General features: G+C 71.0%; 17 protein-coding genes and 1 tRNA gene. 12 read left to right on the top strand and 6 right to left on the bottom strand.

All coding sequences use genetic code 11. The features are described from left to right. The first annotated feature begins 16 nt into the window (after positions 1–16). From ACFWV2_RS18405 to ACFWV2_RS18390, 4 genes are read left to right on the top strand one after another with little or no spacing between them, the layout of a single operon-like run. Positions 17–946 carry a branched-chain amino acid ABC transporter permease gene (locus tag ACFWV2_RS18405; RefSeq protein ID WP_360782889.1) on the top strand — a complete coding sequence of 310 codons (930 nt, stop codon included), beginning with the start codon at positions 17–19 and terminating at the stop codon, positions 944–946. Next, positions 943–2778, top strand: coding sequence for a branched-chain amino acid ABC transporter permease (locus tag ACFWV2_RS18400; RefSeq protein ID WP_384406065.1), 1836 nt, complete (start codon positions 943–945; stop codon positions 2776–2778). The genes ACFWV2_RS18405 and ACFWV2_RS18400 overlap by 4 nt, the downstream gene beginning before the upstream one ends. A 3-nt stretch (positions 2779–2781) precedes the next feature. After that, entirely contained in the window at positions 2782–3837 is a 1056-nt protein-coding gene (locus tag ACFWV2_RS18395; RefSeq protein WP_384406064.1) for an ABC transporter ATP-binding protein, read from the top strand. After that, positions 3834–4550: an ABC transporter ATP-binding protein gene (locus ACFWV2_RS18390; RefSeq protein ID WP_360782896.1), complete on the top strand. Its 717-nt coding sequence runs from the start codon at positions 3834–3836 to the stop codon at positions 4548–4550. Before ACFWV2_RS18395 ends, ACFWV2_RS18390 begins: the two co-directional genes overlap by 4 nt. A gap of 76 nt (positions 4551–4626) precedes the next feature. Here ACFWV2_RS18390 and ACFWV2_RS18385 read toward each other — a convergent pair whose 3' ends face one another. Then, positions 4627–5280 (bottom strand): response regulator, encoded by a 654-nt coding sequence (locus tag ACFWV2_RS18385; RefSeq protein WP_360782899.1) that lies wholly within the window; start codon positions 5278–5280, stop codon positions 4627–4629. Positions 5281–5395: 115 nt separating this feature from the next. On the opposite strand from ACFWV2_RS18385, the gene ACFWV2_RS18380 reads away from it, so the two are divergent. After that, positions 5396–5468 (top strand) — tRNA-Leu (locus ACFWV2_RS18380). Between the two features lie 59 nt (positions 5469–5527). Here ACFWV2_RS18380 and pyk read toward each other — a convergent pair. Both pyk and ACFWV2_RS18370 read right to left on the bottom strand, forming a co-directional pair. Then, positions 5528–6955, bottom strand: a complete 1428-nt coding sequence (gene pyk, locus ACFWV2_RS18375; RefSeq protein ID WP_384406063.1) for a pyruvate kinase — start codon at positions 6953–6955, stop codon at positions 5528–5530. Between the two features lie 145 nt (positions 6956–7100). Further along, positions 7101–7784 carry an SIMPL domain-containing protein gene (locus ACFWV2_RS18370; RefSeq protein WP_384406062.1) on the bottom strand — a complete coding sequence of 228 codons (684 nt, stop codon included), beginning with the start codon at positions 7782–7784 and terminating at the stop codon, positions 7101–7103. A 149-nt stretch (positions 7785–7933) separates the two neighbouring features. On the opposite strand from ACFWV2_RS18370, the gene ACFWV2_RS18365 reads away from it, so the two are divergent. Next, positions 7934–9730, top strand: coding sequence for a bifunctional metallophosphatase/5'-nucleotidase (locus ACFWV2_RS18365; RefSeq protein ID WP_384406061.1), 1797 nt, complete (start codon positions 7934–7936; stop codon positions 9728–9730). 4 nt (positions 9731–9734) lie between these two features. Here ACFWV2_RS18365 and ACFWV2_RS18360 read toward each other — a convergent pair whose 3' ends face one another. The 3 genes from ACFWV2_RS18360 to ACFWV2_RS18350 form a co-directional block, all read right to left on the bottom strand. Then, positions 9735–11147: a lysine N(6)-hydroxylase/L-ornithine N(5)-oxygenase family protein gene (locus ACFWV2_RS18360; RefSeq protein WP_384406060.1), complete on the bottom strand. Its 1413-nt coding sequence runs from the start codon at positions 11145–11147 to the stop codon at positions 9735–9737. Continuing rightward, positions 11144–12517, bottom strand: coding sequence for a pyridoxal phosphate-dependent decarboxylase family protein (locus ACFWV2_RS18355; RefSeq protein WP_384406059.1), 1374 nt, complete (start codon positions 12515–12517; stop codon positions 11144–11146). The genes ACFWV2_RS18360 and ACFWV2_RS18355 overlap by 4 nt, the downstream gene beginning before the upstream one ends. Before the next feature lie 209 nt (positions 12518–12726). Then, positions 12727–13893, bottom strand: coding sequence for a PP2C family protein-serine/threonine phosphatase (locus tag ACFWV2_RS18350; protein ID WP_384406058.1), 1167 nt, complete (start codon positions 13891–13893; stop codon positions 12727–12729). A gap of 101 nt (positions 13894–13994) precedes the next feature. Between ACFWV2_RS18350 and ACFWV2_RS18345 the strand changes: the two genes are divergently transcribed. The 6 genes from ACFWV2_RS18345 to ACFWV2_RS18320 all read left to right on the top strand — a co-directional run bounded on the left by ACFWV2_RS18345 (position 13995) and on the right by ACFWV2_RS18320 (position 18807). Beyond that, entirely contained in the window at positions 13995–14495 is a 501-nt protein-coding gene (locus ACFWV2_RS18345) for a MarR family winged helix-turn-helix transcriptional regulator (RefSeq protein WP_384406057.1), read from the top strand. 336 nt (positions 14496–14831) lie between these two features. Next, on the top strand, positions 14832–15710 hold the full coding sequence (locus tag ACFWV2_RS18340; RefSeq protein ID WP_384406056.1) for an STAS domain-containing protein: 879 nt from the start codon (positions 14832–14834) through the stop codon (positions 15708–15710). Continuing rightward, a complete protein-coding gene (locus tag ACFWV2_RS18335; RefSeq protein ID WP_384406055.1) occupies positions 15707–16117 on the top strand; it encodes an STAS domain-containing protein in 411 nt (136 codons plus the stop codon). Before ACFWV2_RS18340 ends, ACFWV2_RS18335 begins: the two co-directional genes overlap by 4 nt. Continuing rightward, complete coding sequence (locus ACFWV2_RS18330; protein ID WP_384406054.1) at positions 16101–16580, top strand: anti-sigma regulatory factor; 480 nt, start codon at positions 16101–16103, stop codon at positions 16578–16580. The genes ACFWV2_RS18335 and ACFWV2_RS18330 overlap by 17 nt, the downstream gene beginning before the upstream one ends. Continuing rightward, positions 16577–17587 (top strand): SpoIIE family protein phosphatase, encoded by a 1011-nt coding sequence (locus ACFWV2_RS18325; protein ID WP_384406053.1) that lies wholly within the window; start codon positions 16577–16579, stop codon positions 17585–17587. The genes ACFWV2_RS18330 and ACFWV2_RS18325 overlap by 4 nt, the downstream gene beginning before the upstream one ends. Continuing rightward, entirely contained in the window at positions 17584–18807 is a 1224-nt protein-coding gene (locus tag ACFWV2_RS18320; RefSeq protein ID WP_384406052.1) for a PP2C family protein-serine/threonine phosphatase, read from the top strand. The genes ACFWV2_RS18325 and ACFWV2_RS18320 overlap by 4 nt, the downstream gene beginning before the upstream one ends. Positions 18808–18841: the final 34 nt, after the last annotated feature.

The raw sequence follows: 18841 nt of genomic DNA, 5'->3' as shown, positions 1-18841 counted from the left end.
CTCGGAGGACAATGCGGTGAACGAACTGCCGCAGCAGCTGGTCAACGGCCTGCTACTGGGATCCATGTACGGGCTGGTCGCCGTCGGCTACACGATGGTCTACGGCATCGTCCAGCTCATCAACTTCGCCCATGGCGAGATCTTCATGACCGGCGGCTTCGGGGCCCTCACGGTCTGGCTCATCCTGCCCGGCGGCACCACCATGTGGGTGGCTCTGCCCCTCATGATCATCGGTGCCGTGCTCGTCGCGACGACCATAGCCATCGGGGCGGAACGGTTCGCCTACCGTCCGCTCCGCGGCGGCCCCCGGCTGGCCCCGCTCATCACGGCCATCGGTCTCTCGCTCGCCCTGCAGTACGCCGTCTGGGTCTGGTACCCGGAGGCGAAGTCCGCCCGGACCTTCCCGCAGATCCCCGGCGGCTCGATCGAGCTCGGCCCGATCACCATCCAGACCGGTGACGTCTTCCTGCTGATCGCCGCCCCCATCTGCATGGCCTTCCTCGCCTTCTTCGTCATGCGCACCCGCACCGGTCGCGGCATGCAGGCCACGGCGCAGGACCCGGACACCGCGAAGCTCATGGGCGTCAACACCGACCGGATCATCGTGATCGCGTTCGCCCTCGGTGCCGCGATGGCAGCGGTCGGCGCCGTCGCGTACGGCCTGAAGTACGGCGTCGTCGACTACAAGATGGGCTTCCTCCTCGGCCTCAAGGCCTTCACGGCGGCGGTCCTCGGCGGTATCGGCAACATCTACGGAGCCATGATCGGCGGAGTCGTCCTCGGTGTCGCCGAGACCATGGCGACGGCGTACATCAGCCACATCCCCGGTATGGAGCAGCTCGGCGGCCAGTCCTGGGCCGACGTCTGGGCCTTCGTACTCCTCATCGTCGTACTCCTCGCCCGGCCACAAGGCCTCCTCGGCGAGCGCGTCGCGGACAGGGCGTGAGCACCATGACCACCATCTCCGAGAACCCCAAGGCAGCCACGGCCCCCGCGGCCGGGGCGACCGGCCTCATCGGCTTCGTGCCGGCCAAGGCCGCCCGCGCCCTCGCCCTGGGCGGCGGCGTCCTCACCGTCGCCAGCTGCTTCCTCGCCTGGACCTGGACCCCCCGCTTCCCCGGCGACCTCACCTTCTACGGCTCCCCCGCCGGCCTCCAGATGCAGGTCCTGGTCACGGGCCTGCTCACCACCCTCTTCGCCCTCTCCTCGTACGGCGTCAAGGGCACCCGCTGGCTCACCCCGGCCGGCGGTGACGCGGCCCTCAAGCTCGCCGCGCTCGCCAACTTCGGCATCGCCTGGTTCACCGTCGCCGCCATCAGCATCCAGCTCGGCGGTCCGGTCAACCTGGAGCCGGGCGGCGCGGTCGTCGCGCTCGCCACCCTGCTCGCCCTCCTCGGTGCCCTCGCCCTCCCCTTCGAGCGGCCGAAGCTGCTGCCGGTCGACCCCGAGGACACCGGCTGGGACCAGTTCAAGCACAAGGCCGGCAACGGCTGGGCCACCTTCACGTCGGCCTTCGCCACCGGCACCGCGCGCAAGCTGCCCCCGATGCACTCCTCCGTCGAGATCCTGATCATCACGGGCGTCCTCGCCGTGGCGCTCGGCGTCTTCACCTACGGTGTCGGCACGGAGTACGACGAGCTGTTCCTCGGCTTCCTGATCACCGCCGGAATCGGCTTCGCGGCGGTCAACAAGTCGGGCCTCATGGCGCAGGCCACGCAGCTCACCAAGAAGCACCAGAACCTCTCCATCGCGGGCGCGTTCATCGCCGCGGCGCTCTTCCCCTTCACCCAGACCGACGACCAGTACGCGACGCTCGGCGTCTACATCCTGATCTTCGCCACGGTCGCCCTCGGTCTGAACATCGTCGTCGGCCTCGCCGGTCTCCTCGACCTCGGTTACGTCGCCTTCCTCGGCGTCGGCGCCTATGCGGCCGCCCTCGTCTCGGGCGCCCCGACGTCGCCGTTCGGCGTCCACCTCCCCTTCTGGGCCGCCATCCTGGTCGGCGCCGGAGCCTCCCTGGTCTTCGGTGTCCTCATCGGCGCCCCGACCCTGCGGCTGCGCGGCGACTACCTCGCCATCGTGACGCTCGGCTTCGGTGAGATCTTCCGTATCGCCGTGATGAACACCGACGGCACCTCGGGACCGGACATCACCAACGGCTCCAACGGCATCGCGTCCATCCCGAACCTCAACATGTTCGGGTTCGACTTCGGCGCCGAGCACTCGATCGCCGGCTTCACCATCGGACGCTTCGCCAACTACTTCTTCCTGATGCTGCTGATCATGGCGGTCGTCGTGCTGGTCTTCCGGCGCAGCGGCGACTCCCGCATCGGCCGCGCCTGGGTCGCCATCCGCGAGGACGAGACCGCCGCGCTCGCCATGGGCATCAACGGCTTCCGGGTCAAGCTCATCGCCTTCGCGCTCGGCGCCTCGCTCGCCGGCCTCGCCGGCACCGTGCAGGCCCACGTCACCTACACGGTGACCCCGGAGCAGTACCTCTTCGCCGGTCCCATCCCGCCCAACTCCGCCTTCCTGCTCGCGGCCGTCGTCCTCGGCGGCATGGGCACGATGAGCGGTCCCCTGGTCGGTGCCTCGCTGCTCTTCCTCATCCCCAACAAGCTCCAGTTCATGGGCGAGTACCAGCTCTTCGCCTTCGGCGTCGCGCTGATCCTCCTCATGCGCTTCCGCCCGGAGGGCATCATCGCCAACCGGCGCAACCAGCTGGAGTTCCACGAGAAGGACGAGACGCCCGCCACGCTCGCCAAGGCAGGTGCCTGAACCATGACGACCACCACGAAGTCCGCCGACGCCACCACCGCGCCGGCCGCCGGCGAGACCGTCCTCGACGCGCGCGGGGTCACCATGCGCTTCGGCGGCCTCACCGCCGTACGCGATGTGAACCTGACCGTGAACAGCGGCGAGATCGTCGGTCTCATCGGCCCCAACGGCGCCGGCAAGACCACCTTCTTCAACTGCCTCACCGGTCTCTACGTGCCCACCGAGGGTGAGGTCCGGTACAAGGGCACGGTCCTGCCGCCCACGTCGTACAAGGTCACCGACGCCGGCATCGCCCGTACCTTCCAGAACATCCGCCTCTTCCACAACATGACCGTCCTGGAGAACGTCCTCGTCGGACGCCACACCCGGATGAAGCAGGGCCTCTGGTCCGCGCTGCTGCGCCTCCCCGCCTTCAAGAAGGCCGAGGCGGAGGCGTCGAAGCGGGCGATGGAGCTCCTGGAGTTCATCGGCCTCCAGGACAAGGCGCAGCACCTCGCCAAGAACCTCCCGTACGGCGAGCAGCGCAAGCTGGAGATCGCCCGCGCCCTCGCGAGCGACCCCGGTCTGATCCTGCTCGACGAGCCCACCGCCGGCATGAACCCGCAGGAGACGCGGGCGGCGGAGGAACTCATCTTCGCCATCCGGGACATGGGCATCGCCGTGCTCGTCATCGAGCACGACATGCGGTTCATCTTCAACCTCTGCGACCGGGTCGCCGTGCTCGTCCAGGGCCAGAAGCTGATCGAGGGCGACAGCCAGACGGTCCAGAGCGACGAGCGGGTCATCGCCGCGTACCTGGGCGAGCCCGTGGCGGACGAGCCCGCGGCGGCGGCCGACGACACCCCGGAGACCCCGGCGGCTCCGGCGGCTCCGGCCGCCGAGAAGACCCCGGCCGCCGGGACGGCTCCGTCTTCCGAGGAGACCCCCGCCACCGAGGCGGCTCCGGCTTCCGAGGCGGCCCCGGCTTCCGACGAGGCTCCGGCGAAGGCCCCGGAGAAGGCCCCGGCCTCGAAGGACACCCCGCACGACCCTGCTTCGGGCAAGGAGAACGACGCATGACCGCACTGCTCGAAGTCGAGGACCTGCGCGTCGCCTACGGAAAGATCGAGGCCGTCAAGGGCATCTCCTTCTCCGTCGACGCCGGTGAGGTCGTCACCCTCATCGGCACCAACGGCGCCGGGAAGACCACCACCCTGCGGACCCTCTCCGGTCTCCTCAAGCCGGTCGGCGGCCAGATCAAGTTCGAGGGCAAGTCCCTCCGCAAGATCCCCGCGCACAAGATCGTCTCGCTGGGCCTGGCGCACTCCCCCGAGGGCCGGCACATCTTCCCCCGGATGACGATCGAGGAGAACCTGCTCCTCGGCGCCTTCCTCCGGAAGGACACCGCGGGCATCGCCAAGGACGTCCAGCGCGCCTACGACCTCTTCCCCATCCTGGGCGAACGTCGCAGGCAGGCGGCCGGCACCCTCTCCGGCGGTGAGCAGCAGATGCTCGCCATGGGCAGGGCGCTGATGTCGCAGCCGAAGCTGCTCATGCTCGACGAGCCCTCCATGGGTCTCTCGCCGATCATGATGCAGAAGATCATGGCGACGATCGCCGAGCTGAAGGCCCAGGGCACCACCATCCTGCTCGTCGAGCAGAACGCCCAGGCCGCGCTCGCCCTGGCGGACCACGGTCACGTCATGGAGATCGGCAAGGTCGTCCTGTCCGGCACCGGCCGGGACCTGCTCCACGACGAGTCCGTCCGCAAGGCGTACCTCGGCGAGGACTGAGCCGCTCGCAGACGGAAGGCCCGCCCCACGACGACGTGGGGCGGGCCTTCTTCGCGTCCTCGGTACGCAGGGGCTCCTACTGGCCCTTGGCCGCCTTCTTCTCCTCGGCGTCCTCGATGACGGCCTCGGCGACCTGCTGCATCGACATGCGGCGGTCCATCGACGTCTTCTGGATCCAGCGGAACGCGGCCGGCTCCGTCAGCCCGTACTGGGTCTGCAGGATCGACTTGGCGCGGTCCACCAGCTTGCGGGTCTCCAGGCGGAGGGAGAGGTCGGCGACCTCCTTCTCCAGGGCGCGCAGCTCGGCGAACCGGGAGACGGCCATCTCGATGGCCGGCACCACGTCGCTCTTGCTGAAGGGCTTCACCAGGTACGCCATGGCGCCGGCGTCCCTGGCCCGCTCGACCAGCTCGCGCTGCGAGAAGGCGGTGAGCATGAGGACCGGGGCGATGGACTCGCCGGCGATCTTCTCGGCGGCCGAGATCCCGTCGAGGACGGGCATCTTCACGTCCAGGATGACGAGGTCGGGCCGGTGCTCACGGGCGAGTTCGACGGCCTTGGCACCGTCTCCGGCCTCGCCGACGACCGTGTAGCCCTCTTCCTCCAGCATCTCTTTGAGGTCGAGGCGGATGAGGGCCTCGTCCTCGGCGATGACGACTCGGGTCGTCAGCGGAGGAACGTGCGACGCCTCGGCGTCGTCGGCGGGCTGGGGCGACTCGGGGGCGGTCACGCGGGCTCCTCGTTCGATGGCCTCGTTCCGAGGCGGATACAGCTCCCCATGAGCCTACCCACCTCCTGTAAGGTAGGGACACGGCGGGTGATCACCCACCTTCGTTTCGAAGGATGCCCCGGTAGCCCAGCGGTAGAGGCAGTGGTCTCAAACACCATCCAGCGTGGGTTCGAATCCCACCCGGGGCACTTACCTGCGATTCCAAGGTATGAGATGGACGGTCCGATCGAGGACCGCCCCGCCTCCCCTACGTCAGGGCCTCTCCGATGTGGTGGACCCGGACCAGGTTCGTCGAGCCCGCGACTCCCGGCGGGGAGCCCGCCGTGATGACCACGATGTCGCCCTTCCTGCAGCGGCCGATGCGCAGCAGTTCCTCGTCGACCTGGGCCACCATCGCGTCCGTCGAGTCCACGTGCGGGCCGAGGAAGGTCTCGACGCCCCAGGTGAGGTTGAGCTGGGAGCGGGTGGCCGGGTCCGGGGTGAAGGCCAGGAGGGGGATCGGGGAGCGGTAGCGGGAGAGGCGCTTGACCGTGTCGCCGGACTGGGTGAAGGCGACGAGGAACTTGGCGCCGAGGAAGTCGCCCATCTCGGCGGCCGCGCGGGCCACGGCGCCGCCCTGGGTGCGGGGCTTGTTGCGGTCGGTCAGCGGGGGCAGGCCCTTGGCGAGGACGTCCTCCTCCGCGGCCTCGACGATGCGGCTCATGGTGCGGACCGTCTCGATCGGGTAGCGGCCGACGCTGGTCTCGCCGGAGAGCATCACGGCGTCGGTGCCGTCGATGACCGCGTTCGCCACGTCGCTCGCCTCGGCGCGGGTGGGGCGGGAGTTGTCGATCATCGAGTCGAGCATCTGGGTGGCGACGATGACCGGCTTGGCGTTGCGCTTGGCGAGCTTGACGGCGCGCTTCTGGACGATCGGGACCTGCTCCAGGGGCATCTCGACGCCCAGGTCGCCGCGGGCCACCATGATGCCGTCGAAGGCGGCGACGATCTCGTCGATGTTCTCGACGGCCTGCGGCTTCTCGATCTTGGCGATGACGGGCAGCCGGCGCCCCTCCTCGTCCATGATCCGGTGGACGTCCACGATGTCGCGGGCGCTGCGGACGAAGGAGAGGGCGATGACGTCGGCGCCGATGCGCAGCGCCCAGCGGAGGTCCTCGATGTCCTTCTCGGAGAGGGCGGGGACGGAGACGGCGACGCCGGGGAGGTTGAGGCCCTTGTGGTCGGAGACCATTCCGCCCTCGATGACGAGGGTGTTCACCCGGGGTCCTTCGACGGAGACGACCTCCAGGGTGACACGGCCGTCGTCGACGAGGATGCGCTCACCGGGGGTGACGTCTTCGGCGAGACCGGAGTAGGTCGTCCCGCAGCCGTGGCGGTCGCCTTCCATCGGTTCGACGGTGATGGCGAACTCGTCGCCGCGTTCAAGGAGTACGGGACCTTCGCGGAAGCGGCCGAGGCGGATCTTCGGGCCTTGAAGGTCGGCGAGGACGCCGACGCTCCGGCCGGTCTCGTCGGAGGCCTTGCGCACGTGGCGGTAGCGCTCCTCGTGCTCGGCGTACGTGCCGTGGCTGAGGTTGAGGCGGGCCACGTCCATTCCGGCCTCGATCAACGACTTGATCTGGTCGTATGTTTCGGTGGCGGGTCCAAGGGTACAAACGATTTTCGCTCGGCGCATGGGTCGAGCCTAGGCCTTACCCACCAGTAGCGAGTTGGTGGGACATGACTACCCAACAACCTTTCCGTGAAAGGCTGTTGACAAGTCTTGAATATGTGCACCGGGGTGCTCCGATGAGCGATTCACACCTCCCGGCGCCCCCTTCTCAGAGGGTCGGCGGCCGCATCGTGAACCGCGCCACGACCTCGGCGGTGACCGTCTGCCGCTGCGGTTCGAGGTCCAGCGGAGGCGCCTCGCCGACCCCCTCGGCCGCGAAGGCCGTCGGCGCCCCGGCGAAGGGCGGCGGCATCGGCGCTCCGGGGCCCGCGAGCCCGGCGTCCGAGAGTTCGAGGAGTGACGCGAGCGAGGTGCCGAGCGCCTCCGCGTACGCCCGCGCCCGCTGGACCGCCTCCGTCACGGCGAGCCGCCGCGCCTCGGCATACGCCGGGGAGTCGGGCCGCAGTGCCCACCAGGGGCCGTCCACGCTCGTCAGCTCCAGGTCGGCGAGCCGGGTCACCAGCTCCCCGAGCACGGTGAAGTCGGTCAGCTCGGCGGTCACCCGGACCCGGCCCCGGTAGGCCTGCACCCGCTCGCCCCGGCCGCGCCGGCCGAGCTCGGGGGCGATGGAGAGGCTTCCGGTCTCCAGTGCCCCGAGGGCGTCGCCCTGAGCCTTGAGCAGGTCGAGCACCCGGGCGTTGCGCCGGGTGAGGTCCGCGAGCGCCGCCGCCCGGTCCGTCCCGCGCGCCGAGACGGTCACGCCGATCCGGGCGAGCTCCGGGTCGACGTCGAGGCGTCCCTCGCCACGGACCGTCACCTGGGGTGCCCCGGGGGTCGCGTGTTCCTGTGTCACGTCCTGACTCCTCCGCGTACGACGACAGCGTCACCGAACACTTTCCCACTCCGTAACCCGAAAGGGCTGTTGCCCACGGGGAGGCCTGGGCCAGAATCTACGCGCGTTGTGCGCCCGTGCGCCGACGCCGGACGAACCAAGGAGAGCACATGCCGTTGAACCGCCGGACGTTCCTGGAGGGCTCCGTCGCCGTCGGGGCCGGAGCCGCCCTCACCGCCGGGGCCGTGGCCCCCGCCGAGGCACACGAGCGTCGTCCCAAGCCGGCCAAGCGGTACTCCTTCACCGTGATGGGCACCACCGACCTGCACGGCAACGTCTTCAACTGGGACTACTTCACGGACAGGGAGTTCGACGACAAGGCGCACAACGACGTCGGCCTCGCCAAGATCTCCACCCTGGTCGACCAGGTCCGCGCCGCGAAGGGCCGCCGCAACACCCTCCTCATCGACGCCGGCGACACCATCCAGGGCACCCAGCTGTCCTACTACTACGCCAAGGTCGACCCGATCACGAAGACCGGCGGCCCGGTCCACCCGATGGCCCAGGCCATGAACGCCATCGGCTACGACGCCGCCGCCCTCGGCAACCACGAGTTCAACTACGGCATCCCGGTGCTGCGGAAGTTCGAGGAGCAGTGCGACTTCCCGCTGCTCGGTGCCAACGCGCTCGACGCGAAGACGCTGCGCCCGGCCTTCCCGCCGTACAGCATGCACCGGATGCGCACCCCGCACGGCAGGGACGTCAAGGTCGCGGTGCTGGGCCTGACCAACCCGGGCATCGCCATCTGGGACAAGGCGAACGTCAGCGGCAGGATGGTCTTCCCCGGGCTCGAGGAGCAGGCCGCGAAGTGGGTGCCGAAGCTGCGCTCGATGGGCGCGGACGTGGTCGTCGTCTCGGCGCACTCCGGTTCCAGCGGCACGTCCTCGTACGGTGACCAGCTCCCCCACGTCGAGAACGCGGCCGGGCTCGTCGCCGAGCAGGTGCCGGGCATCGACGCGATCCTCGTCGGTCACGCGCACACCGAGATCCCGGAGTACCGGGTGAGGAACAAGGAGACGGGCAAGGACGTCGTCCTGTCCGAGCCGCTGAAGTGGGGCCAGCGGCTCACCCTGTTCGACTTCGACCTGGTGTGGGAGAAGGGCCGCTGGGTCGTCGAGAAGGTCGGCGCGCAGGTCCTCAACTCCAACACGGTGGCGGAGGACCCGGAGATCACGGGGCTGCTCGCGGACGAGCACACGAAGGTCGTCGCGTACGTCAACCAGGTCATCGGCACCTCCACCGCCGTCATGACCACGGCCGACGCGCCGTGGAAGGACGAGCCGATCATCGACCTGATCAACGTGGTCCAGGCGGAGACGGTGAAGGCGGCCCTCGCGGGCGGCGCGTACGCGGACCTGCCGGTGCTCTCGCAGGCGTCCTGCTTCTCCCGGACGGCCCGGATACCGGCCGGCCGGATCACCATCAAGGACGCCGCCGGGCTCTACCCCTTCGAGAACACCATGGAGGCCCGGCTGATGACGGGCGCCCAGCTGAAGGAGTACCTGGAGTACTCGGCGAAGTACTACGTCCGGACCCCGGCGGGCGCGCCCGTCGACACCGCGAAGCTGACCAACGCGGACGGCACGCCGGACTACAACTACGACGCCGTGTCGGGTGTCACGTACGAGATCGACATCGCGAAGCCGGCCGGTGAGCGGATCGTGAACCTGGCCTTCGAGGGTGCGCCGGTCGACCCGGCGGCGAGGTTCGTCCTCGCGGTCAACAACTACCGGGCGAGCGGCGGCGGCGCGTTCCCGCACGTCGCGAACGCTCCGCAGCTGTGGGCGAACTCGGACGAGATCCGCAACACCATCATCCAGTGGGTGCAGGCGAAGGGGACGGTCGACCCGGGCCTGTTCGCCACGGTGGACTGGCGGCTGACCCGGGACGGCGTGCCGGTCTTCTAGGGCCTCACTGCTGTACGAGGGGCGTCAGCTTCTGGCTCTGGGCCGGGATGCTCGGCGCCTCTCGTGTCTCCAGGCCGAAGCTGGTGAAGGCGGTGCGGCGGGGCAGCGGGTACGGCTCCTTGCCGGTGATCGAGTTGAGGATGGTCGCGCTGCGCCAGGCGGCGAGGCCCAGGTCGGGGGCGCCGACGCCGTGGGTGTGCTTCTCGGCGTTCTGGACGTGGACGGCGCCGGTGACGGACGGGTCGAGGACCAGCCGGTACCGCTCGTCGATCCGGGCGCGGCCCGCCGAGTCGTGGCGGAGGTACGGGTCGAGGCCGGCGAGCATCCGGTCCACCGGGCGCTCCCGGTAGCCGGTCGCGAGGACGACGGCGTCGGTGGTGAGCCGGGAGCGGGTGCCCTGCTGGAGGTGCTCCAGGTGCAGTTCGACCTGGGTGGTGGCGACCCGGCCGGCGGTGCGGACGCGGACGCCGGGGGTGAGGACGGCGTCGGGCCAGCCGCCGTGCAGGGTGCGCCGGTAGAGCTCGTCGTGAATGGCGGCGAGGGTGTCGGCGTCGATGCCCTTGTGGAGCTGCCACTGGCGGGGGACGAGGTCGCCGCGTACCGGCTCGGGGAGGGCGTGGAAGTAGCGGGTGTAGTCGGGGGTGAAGTGCTCGAGACCCAGCTTGGAGTACTCCATGGGGGCGAAGGCCTCGGTGCGGGCCAGCCAGTGGATCCTCTCGGCTCCGGCGGGGCGGGCCCGCAGGAGGTCGAGGAAGACCTCGGCGCCGGACTGGCCGGAGCCGATGACGGTGACGTGCCGTGCGGCGAGCAGCTTCTCGCGGTGGGTCAGGTAGTCGGCGGAGTGGTGGACGGGGACGCCGGGGGCGTCGGCGAGCGGCTTGAGCGGCTCGGGGACGTACGGCTCGGTGCCGACGCCGAGGACGACGTTGCGGGTGTACGCCCGGCCCAGCGCCTCGGCCTCGCCGTCCGTGTCGAGCTGGGTGAAGTCGACCTCGAACAGGCGCCGTTCGGGGTTCCAGCGGACCGAGTCGACCTGGTGGCCGAAGTGGAGTCCGGGGAGCCGCTCGCTGACCCAGCGGCAGTAGGCGTCGTACTCGGCGCGCTGGATGTGGAACTTCTCGGCGAAGTAGAAGGGGAAGAGGCGTTCTCTGCTCTTCAGGTAGTTGAGGAAGGTCCAGGGGCTCGCCGGGTCGGCGAGGGTCACCAGGTCGGCGAGGAAGGGGACCTGGAGGGTGGCGCCGTCGATGAGGAGGCCCGGGTGCCAGTGGAAGGCGGGCCGCTGCTCGTAGAACGCGGTGGCGAGGCCGCCGGGGACGCCCTGGGCGAGGGCGGCGAGCGAGAGGTTGAAGGGGCCGATGCCGACGCCCACCAGGTCGTGGGGGCGGTCGAGGTCGTCCTTGGGGGTGCTGCCGGTCATCGGTGCGTGCCGCCTTCCGCGAGGGTGAGGAGCTGTGCCAGGTCGCCGGGGGTGGCGTGGGGGTTGAGCAGGGTGGCCTTGAGCCAGAGGCGGCCGTCGGCCTCGGCGCGGCCGAGGACGGCGCGGCCCTCGGTGAGGAGGGTGCGGCGGATCGTGGCGACGGTCCGGTCGTCGGCGCCGCTCGGCCGGAAGAGGACGGTGGTGAGGGTGGGGCGGGCCCGCAGGTCGAGTCCCGGAGCCTTCTCCACCAGGTCGGCGAGGTCCTGGGCGAGGTCCATGCACGTGTCGACGAGGGCGCCGAGGCCGGTACGGCCGAGGGCGCGGAGGGTGACGGCCGTCTTGAGGACGTCGGGGCGGCGGGTGGTGCGCAGGGAGCGGCCGAGGAGGTCGGGGAGGCCGGCCTCGGTGTCGTCGTCGGCGTTGAGGTAGGCGGCGGTGTGGCCGAGGGCGGCGAGGTCGGCGGTGTCGCGGACGGCGAGGAGTCCGGCGGCGGCCGGCTGCCAGCCGAGTTTGTGCAGGTCGACGGTGACGGTACGGGCGCGGTCGAGGCCGTCGAGGAGGTGGCGGTGGGTCCGGCTGAGGAGGACGGGGCCTCCGTAGGCGGCGTCGACGTGGAGTTCGGCGCCGTGGGCGGCGCAGGTGTCGGCGAGTTCCGGCAGCGGGTCGATCAGTCCCGCGTCGGTGGTGCCGGCGGTGGCGGCGACGAGGGCGGGGCCTTCGGTGCGGGCCAGGGCCTCGGCGAGGGCGGCGGGTTCGATCGTGCCGTTCGGGGTGGGGACGGTGACCGGCTCGGGGAGGCCGAGGAGCCAGGCGGCGCGGTGGAGGGAGTGGTGGGCGTTCGCGCCGACGACGGTACGGAGGGCGGGGCCGTGGCGTTCTCTCGCCAGGAGCAGGGCGATCTGGTTGGACTCGGTGCCGCCGGTGGTGACGAGGGCGTCGGGGGCCGCCGCCGCGGGGAAGACCTCGGCGGCGAGGGCCGCCGTGACCTCCGCTTCGAGGACGGAGGCGGCGGGCGCCTGGTCCCAGGAGTCCATGGACGGGTTGAGCGCGGAGGCGGCGAGGTCGGCGGCGGCCGCGAGGGCGAGGGGCGGGGTGTGGAGGTGGGCGGCGCAGAGGGGGTGGGCGGGGTCGGCGGCGCCTTCCGCGAGGAGGCGGACGAGGGTACGGAGGGCCTCGTCCGGGCCGGTACCGCGCTCCGGCAGGGCCTCGCCGAGGGCCTCTCGCACCTGGCGCGCCACGGCTTCGGGGCCGCCGGCCGGGAGGGGGCCGCCCCTGGCCTGCGCTCCTTCGCGGAGGGCGTCGAGGGCGGTGCCCAGGTAGCGGCTGAGGGGGGTGGGGTCGACGGCGAGGGGTGGGGGTGCGGCACGCATGGACGACAGGGTGGCGGGCCGTGGTGGGGGCTGTCCGGAGAGTGGGGGGTTGTGACCCGAACGGGGGACACGGACCTGGCCGGGGCGCGTCGGTCCGTCCCGTGGGGCCGGTGGTGGAGTGCCCGGTGTGCGGCCCGGCCACCGGGCGGGTCGGCCGTCGCGCCCGCACCGTCGGGGCCCGGAAGACCCCTCCTCGTCCGAGACGATCGTCAGGGGCGACCGTGCCAGTCGAGGCACACCACCATGGCGTCGTCGTCCGCGTCGATGGGGCCGCGGTGGCCGGAGAGCTCCTGCAGGACGGCGCGGGGTACCTGAGAGGGCGGGAGGAGACGCGTGTTGGCCATCGCGCGGATCAGAGCACGTTCGCTGTACCGCTCTCCCGCCGGGGAGGCCACGTCGTAGACACCGTCACTCACGAAGAGCAGCCGGTCTCCCGGCTCCATCCGGAGGCGCTGCACGCTGTAGATGGAGTCTTCGAACATGCCCAGCGGAAGCTGCGCGTCGAGTTCGATCAGTTCTGCCCTGCCGTGCCTCAGGCGCCACATCTTGGGAGAACCGGCGTCGATGATCTCCGTCTCCCCGGTCTCCAGGTCGAACCTCAGATGGAGGACGGAGAGGTGCACGGCCCCGTGGTAGTGGCCGTAGACCGCCTGGTCGGCCAGGCACACCTGGTCGGTGAGCGAGAGGCCGGCGCGGCGGGCGTTGCGCAGGGAGTTGATGGCGAGGTTGGTGAGCAGGGCGGCCTCGATGCCCTCGCCCATGCCGTTGGTCACGGTGAGGGTCAGGTGGTCGGCGGAGGTCGACCAGTCGAAGTTGTCGCCGTAGATCGCGTACGCCGGTTCGAGCTGCGCCCCGAGTTCGTATTCGGGGCGGGAGCAGGAGCGGCCGGGCAGGAGTTGCCACTGCATCTCGGCGGCGAGGGTGAGGCGGTCCGCGCGGCGGGCCTGGAGGTAGAGGTCGGTGTCCCGCTCGGCGACCACGATCCCGTAGCCCAGTACTTCGGCGACGTCCTCCAGTTCCCGGGCGGTGTCCGCGTCGTAGGAGTCGGCCGGAAGCCGCACGCTGAGGATGCCGATGCGGTCGCCCCGCACGCTGACGGGCAGGTGGGCGGTGACCCGGTCGGTGCCCTTGACGGTTTCCACGTGGGGTTCCTGGGCGCCGAAGGCTCTGCCGGGCGCGCTGGTGTGGACGGGGATCGGCTCGGCGGTGTAGGGGAGGGCGCTGACGGGTTGCAGTATGGTCATCGCGTAGTCGGCCATGAGCAGGTCGACGGATTCGGCGGCGTAGTGGGCAGTGAGCGCGTCCTGCACCGCTTCGAGGAGGGCGTGGGGCGCGGCTCTGCGGAGGGAGCGTTCCACCGCTGTGAATCTGTCCACCGTTCGGTTACCACCTGTTCGGAAATAGCGGGAAAAAGAGCGGATGGTCTTTCATGGTTCAGCGACTGACAGGACCATTGCGAAGTGTCACAGTTGGGGACATGCATTCCCCACCTTCCCCGGGCGGCGATCGGGATGCTGCCGCGCAGGCGACGCGCGAGGTCATCGAGCTGCTGGAAGTGCTCTGGAGCCAGGCCCGGGACATGACGCCGACGGCCCCGGTGTCGCCGTCGCAGCTTCGGGTGCTGTACACGCTGGACCGCCATCACGGGATCAATCTGCGCACCTTGGGAGAGGCGCTCAGCTCGACGCCTTCGTCGGTGAGCCGGATGTGCGACCGTCTGCACGCCCTGGGATTCATCAAGCGGTCCCTCAGCTCCGCCAGTCGCCGCGAGCTCGAGCTGCGCCTGTCGAGCCGAGGGGAAAACTACCTCAGGGACCTGAGGGCGCGTCGCGAACACGTGCTTCTCGAGATCATCTCCGACATGACGGTGGAGGAACGGGCCGCGCTGACGAAGGGGCTGGCCGGTTTCAGCCGGGTCGCAGGTGACACCAGCCCGCCGGGCGAGGAGCCCGGGGACAACGCTGTGGAATCGGCCTGATCCCCTGCACGGCCGAGCGCGTCGACCGGATCACCATGCTCCTGGCTTCCCGCTGCCCACGCCTGCCCGGGGGGTGCACGCCCCGCGGGCGGCCTGCGCTGCGGCTCCGCCCCTGTCCGAGGGCGCATGTTCTCGCGATGCCGGGTTACCAAATCTCTGCGCGGCGGCCGGGGACGCACGGCCGCGCGGAGAGCGCCCCGCGTCCCCGCCGGCCGTCCCGTGCCGTGCCCATGCCGTGCCGTGCCGCAGCGCCCTCCGGGACCGGCAGCCTTTCGCTTGACACCACCGCTCCGCTAACATTTGTCGCGCAACAACAATTGCGAAGGCGGATTAGCGATGACCACCCCAGAACGCGAGGCCCGGCTCCGAGTAGGTGAGGCTCTGCGTACGCGGAGCGAGGCAGTGGCCGACCGGTGGGTGCAACTGCAGTGGGAACGGGCAGTCCTCGGAGCCGGCATCACCGAGGCCGAGCTGCGCGAGGAGGCGGACCTGCTCGTCGAGGCGCTGCGTGCCGCACTCGAGACCGACCAGCCGGCGGAGCGCGTCGTCAGCTCCCACCCGGGGCTGCGTCAGGCGATCACCGACCTCTCCCTGCGTCGTGCGCGCGGCGGGGCGAACCCGACGTCCACCTCGCTGGCCGTCCTCGCCCTCAAAGAGGCGCTGCTGGAAGCGGTGCAGCACGAGACCCGCGAGGGAGACACCCTGTTCCAGGCGGCGCTGTTGATCAACAGACTCCTCGACGCCGCCGGGGCCCTGTCCTTCTCCACCTATGTGGAGGGCCGCGAGGAGATCATCCGGCGCCAGAGCCGACAGCTCCTGGAGATCTCCACTCCGGTGGTCCGGCTCTGGGACAGGGTGCTGGCCGTCCCCCTGATCGGCACCCTCGACACCGCGCGGACCCAGATCGTCATGGAGAACCTGCTGGAGGCCATCCAACGGGAGGAGGCGCAGGTGGCGATCATCGACATCACCGGCGTGCCCACCGTGGACACCGCTGTCGCGCACCACCTGATGCAGACGGTCAACGCCGTCCGGCTCATGGGCGCGGACTGCGTGATCAGCGGCATCCGGCCACCGATCGCGCAGATCATCGCTCAGCTCGGCATCGACCTCTCCGCCATCCTGACCCGCGGGACACTCGCCGACGCCCTCGCCGCGGCCATCCCCATGACCAACCGCCCGACACCCCGGTCCCCCTACGCGGCCGCCCTGTGACGGGCGCCCCCAGCGGACGTGTCCCGATCCTGCGGCTGGGTGACGTGCTGGTCACCGGTCTTCTCGACGAGCTCGACGACAAGAGCGCCGTCGCCTTCACCGAGGAACTCACCGAGCGCATCGTCGCCGACCGAGCGCGCGGCGTCCTCGTAGACGTCTCACGGCTCGAGAGCGTCGACTCGTTCGTGGCGCGCACCCTGATGGAACTGGCCACGACCGCCCGCCTCCTCGGCTCGCGAGTCGTGGTGGCCGGCATGCGCCCGGCCGTGGCGATCACCCTGGTGGAACTCGGTCTGCGCCTCCCCGGCGTGGAGACCACCCTGAACGCGGAGCAGGGCATGATCGCACTCGGTTGGCGACAAGCCCCGTATCCCCCAGAGGGGGCCCCCGATGTCGCTCTACGGTGAGTCCCGCCTGACCCACCTCGTCTCCCCCCGCGCGTCCACCGGCGGCGAGAGGGACGAGGACGGAAGAGTGACGCGCGAGATCCGCGCCGAGGAGGACCTGCTCGCCGCCCGCCACGCCGTACGCGAGGCCACCGTGCGCGTCGGCTTCGGACTGGTGGACCAGACCCGTATCGTGACGGCGGCCAGCGAGGTGGCCCGCAACGCGTACGTCCACGGCGGCGGCGGCTCCCTCACCATCGAGACGGTCCACCAGGCGGGGCGGCAAGGGCTGAGGTTCTCCGTTGCGGACCAAGGACCCGGCATCGCCGACCTCGAAACCGCGTTCCTCGACGGATACACCACGGGCGCAGGTCTGGGCCACGGCCTCGGCGGGGCCCGTCGCCTCATGGACGAGTTCCACGTCCACACCGTCCCGGGCCAGGGCACGACCGTGACCGCGCTGCGCTGGAAGACCCGACCGTGATCGACGGCACCCTGCCGGGGACGCTCCACGTCCGCATCGACCACCACAGCGCCGTCCAGGCGGCTGCCGACCAGGCCCGCGCCCTCGCCGTGCACCTCCGTATGCCCGGGGCCCAGCCCGACCGGGCGGCCGTCCTCGCGAGCGAACTCGCCAGCAACATCAGCAAGCACGCGCACAACGGAGCGATCTTCCTCCAGCCGGCCCCCCTGGGGACCGGCCTGGACGTCATCGCCGTGGACCACGGCCCCGGCATCGGCGACATCGGCCTCAGCCTCACCGACGGCTACAGCACCACCAGGACGCTGGGAGCCGGTCTGGGAGCGGTACGCCGCATAGCCACCGACTTCGACATCCGCTCGGACCCCCGGCACGGCACCCTCGCGCACGCCCGGCTCATGCTTCCCGGGAGCCCGAGGCCGACCGTCGACATCGGTGCCCTGTGCCTGCCCGCCGACGGCCAGCCCGTCTGCGGCGACGGCTACGCGCTCGCCCACCACGGCGACGCCCGGACAGCGCTCGTGGTCGACGGACTGGGCCACGGGCCGGACGCGGCGGCAGCCACCCAGCGGGCCCTGCGAACCTTCCGGTCCTGCTCCGGCGCGCCGCTCCCCCACATCATCAGCGCCCTCCACAAGGCGCTGAGGCACACCAGGGGCGCGGCGGCGGCAGCCCTCAGGACCGCGTCCGGACGCGCCGAGTACTGCTGCGTCGGCAACATCCGCGCCGCGGTCCTCTCGCCCCGGGGAGTCCGGCAGCAGCTCACCGGACAGCCCGGCATCGTGGGGTACCACCACCCCCAGCCCCAGAGCCGGACCTTCGAGCTCACCCCCGGCACCACCGTGGCCCTCTACACCGACGGCATCGACCACCGGTGGACGCACGCTCCCTCCCCCGCCCACCTGAGCCTGCCCCCTGCCCTGCTCGCGGCCTCACTGGCCCACACACGTCGGCGAAGCCGGGACGACGCCACGGTCCTGGCCTTCGGCGCCTCCCTGGGGATCACATGAACAGCGACACCTTCCACACCCCGGCCGCTCTGCGGCGCGCCGTACGGAGCATCGCGCTCGCGCACCGGTTGCCCGCGGACGACAGGGCCCGTCTCGTCCTGTCCGTGAGCGAAGCGGCCGCCCCCTCGCTGAACGCCGGGCGCCACGTCGTCCTGACCCACACCTACGAACCGGCCGACGGCGACGGCTGCGGCCGGCTGACCGTCACCCTTCGCCTGCCCCGACGGACTCCCGCCGCCCCGAGGGCGGAGAAACGGCCTCTGCTGCCGGTCGAGATCACCGCCGACCACCGCATGCTCTGGCGCGTACCGACCCCCGCCGCCCCGGGCCACGGGCCCCCGACGGATGTCTACAGCGACCACGTGCTCGTCGAGGAGGAACTGCGCGCGGCGCTCGACAGGACCGACGGCCTCGCCGCGGAGCACCGCAAGCTCAAGCACGAACTGGCCGAGACCAACAGCGGCGTCCTGGCCCTCTACGTCCAGCTCGAAGAGCGGGACGAGGAGCTGCGCCGGGCCCACGGCCGCACCCTGCGCGCCCTGGAGGACGCCCTGCGGCCGCCACCCCTCCATGTCGACGGTCTCGAGATGGCCGTGCACTACGCCCCCGCCGGTGACGACGACCCCACCGGAGGGGACCTCTACGACTGGTTCGCCCTCCCCGACGGAACCATCCACATCACCGTCGTCGACGCCCTCGGCCACGGCGTCACCAGCACCCGCACCGCGCTGACCGTCACCCACGCCGTGCGCACCCTGGCCCTCGAGGGTCACCCCGTCGGCAGCATCGTCGCGCGCACCGACAGCATTCTCGCGCCCCTGGCCCACAGCGTCATGGCAACGCTCCTGCTGACCCGGGTGAACCCGTCGACCGGTGAGGTCGGCCTCGCGAACGGGAGCCACCCGCCGGCGCTCCTCGTACGCGCCGACGGCACCGCCGGCTACCTCGAAGCCCGCGGCCGGGGTGTCGGCTATCCCCTCCCCGGCAGCGAGCGCGTCGTCACCGCCACGCTGCGCCCCGGCGACCTGCTCGTCCTCTACACCGACGGCCTGACGGAGAGCCGCAGAGACACCTACGAGGGGGAGAGCCGGCTGCTCCGGTCCGCTCGCCGTCATCGAGGGCGGCCCACGGATCAGATTCCCGCCGCCATCGCCCGCGACATGCTCACCGACGTCCTCCACAAGGACGACACCCTCGCGATCGCCGTTCGCCTGCCCTGACGTTCCGTGCCCGGCCTGCGGCTCCGCCGACGTC

The sequence above is a fragment of the Streptomyces sp. NPDC058671 genome (genome assembly GCF_042716475.1).
Taxonomy (GTDB): Bacteria; Actinomycetota; Actinomycetes; order Streptomycetales; family Streptomycetaceae; genus Streptomyces.
The sequence above is the reverse complement of the archived record's forward strand: the minus strand, read 5'-3'. Positions and strand labels throughout refer to the sequence as shown.

Excerpts from the sequence above, each read along its gene's own strand:
- ACFWV2_RS18345 (WP_384406057.1), top strand. The coding sequence starts at position 13,995 with ATGCATTCCCCACCTTCCCCGGGCGGCGATCGGGATGCTGCCGCGCAG.
- ACFWV2_RS18395 (WP_384406064.1), top strand. The coding sequence starts at position 2,782 with ATGACGACCACCACGAAGTCCGCCGACGCCACCACCGCGCCGGCCGCC.
- ACFWV2_RS18390 (WP_360782896.1), top strand. The coding sequence starts at position 3,834 with ATGACCGCACTGCTCGAAGTCGAGGACCTGCGCGTCGCCTACGGAAAG.
- ACFWV2_RS18340 (WP_384406056.1), top strand. The coding sequence starts at position 14,832 with ATGACCACCCCAGAACGCGAGGCCCGGCTCCGAGTAGGTGAGGCTCTG.
- ACFWV2_RS18330 (WP_384406054.1), top strand. The coding sequence starts at position 16,101 with ATGTCGCTCTACGGTGAGTCCCGCCTGACCCACCTCGTCTCCCCCCGC.
- ACFWV2_RS18320 (WP_384406052.1), top strand. The coding sequence starts at position 17,584 with ATGAACAGCGACACCTTCCACACCCCGGCCGCTCTGCGGCGCGCCGTA.
- ACFWV2_RS18355 (WP_384406059.1), bottom strand. The coding sequence starts at position 12,517 with ATGCGTGCCGCACCCCCACCCCTCGCCGTCGACCCCACCCCCCTCAGC.
- pyk (WP_384406063.1), bottom strand. The coding sequence starts at position 6,955 with ATGCGCCGAGCGAAAATCGTTTGTACCCTTGGACCCGCCACCGAAACA.
- ACFWV2_RS18360 (WP_384406060.1), bottom strand. The coding sequence starts at position 11,147 with ATGACCGGCAGCACCCCCAAGGACGACCTCGACCGCCCCCACGACCTG.
- ACFWV2_RS18365 (WP_384406061.1), top strand. The coding sequence starts at position 7,934 with ATGCCGTTGAACCGCCGGACGTTCCTGGAGGGCTCCGTCGCCGTCGGG.